Source organism: Serratia sp. MMO-28, from assembly GCF_037199905.1.
Lineage (GTDB): Bacteria > Pseudomonadota > Gammaproteobacteria > Enterobacterales > Enterobacteriaceae > Chania > Chania oryzae.
In genome coordinates, this window is sequence record NZ_JBBCVB010000070.1 from 1 (window position 1) to 1,385 (window position 1,385).

Annotated in this window: 2 protein-coding genes; both read left to right on the top strand. The window is 53.5% G+C overall.

All coding sequences use genetic code 11. The features are described 5' to 3' along the window. Nucleotides 1–100: 100 nt before the first annotated feature. Nucleotides 101–1,120, top strand: coding sequence for an IS110 family transposase (locus tag WG891_RS26550; protein ID WP_337265084.1), 1,020 nt, complete (start codon nt 101–103; stop codon nt 1,118–1,120). A gap of 73 nt (nt 1,121–1,193) precedes the next feature. Continuing rightward, nucleotides 1,194–1,385: hypothetical protein (locus WG891_RS26555; protein ID WP_337265085.1), on the top strand; the 192-nt coding region annotated here is incomplete at its 3' end.

The following is a 1,385-nucleotide window of genomic DNA, read 5'->3' on the forward strand; positions in this document are numbered from 1 at the left end:
TTCAGGCGAGACAGGCAGGGATAATGAGATGGACGCTCCTACCACGGCATCGCAATGTGCCACAATTTGAGTGTCTAATCTCAACAGCAGGAGCGTCCAAATGAAAGTATCGACTCTTGGTATCGACTTGGCAAAAAACGTTTTCCAACTTCATGGCGTTGATCACAATGGTAATACGGTCCTGAAGAAAAAGCTGACTCGCGATAAATTCGTGCCTTTCGTCATGCAACTGGAGCCCTGTCTTATTGGGATGGAGGCCTGTTCCTCCAGCCATCATTTCGCGCGGGAGCTCTCTCAGTTTGGCCATCAGGTCAAACTGATACCACCGCAATACGTCAAGCCTTACGTCAAAACCAACAAGACCGATGCGGCCGATGCCGAAGCTATCTGTGAAGCAGTCACTCGCCCCAACATGCGCTTTGTGCAGGTGAAAACCGCCGAGCAGCAGGCCGTATTAACTCTTCACACCGAGCGTGACATCCTCATCCGGGAACGCATCGCCTGTGTGAACAGCTTACGTGCCATGCTGGCAGAGTTTGGTCTCGTTATGCCGACCGGGCAACGGGCTTTTCACCAAGGTGTTCCTGACCTACTGGAGAATGGCGATATCGCGTTGTCCCCGTTTGTCCGCCGCAGTGCGGCGCGTCAGTTTGAGCATATCCTGGCGCTCGAAGACCAGGTTACCCTGATTGAGCAAGAGCTCAGCCAGTGGGCGCAGACCCAGCCAGCATGTCAGCGGGTGATGAAAGTGCCGGGTGTCGGGTTGATGACCTCGACCTATCTGGTGGCGTCAGTAGGTAACGGGCAACAATTTCACAGTGCGAAGCAATTTGCCTCTTGGCTGGGCCTGACACCGCGTGAACACTCCAGCGGTGGCAAACAGCGATTGGGCAGTATCAGCAAACGGGGTGACGGTTACTTTCGGTATTTGCTGGTGCACGGTGCCCGCGCGGTGGCGGCAGTAATTGAACGCCACAAAGAAGGGATGCCGTGGTTGTTCGCGTTGTTGCAAAAGAAAAACTACAACGTGGCGGTGGTGGCACAGGCGAGTAAAACGGCGCGCATTCTGTGGTCAATGCTAGTGAAGGGAACAGAATATCGACCTGGAGCCGCCCATTGAGACAAGCTCAAAGGGCAGTTCCAGGTCAGCAAAGGTAAAACGCAGCCCGGTAGTTGCAGGTGTAATCAAGAAGATGGCGAAACAGGTAAGACCGCAGGTGAGACAATCCGAGACAGACGAGGGCATTTTGGCCCGTAGGGATGTAAGGAACTCACCTGGCGGATTTCATCATGGTTCGGGCCACAGAAAGGCCCAGAAAAAAACCGGATATATGGCTGCAATACCTGTTCACTTTATTCAAGAAAAACACTGGCATCATCGGGAG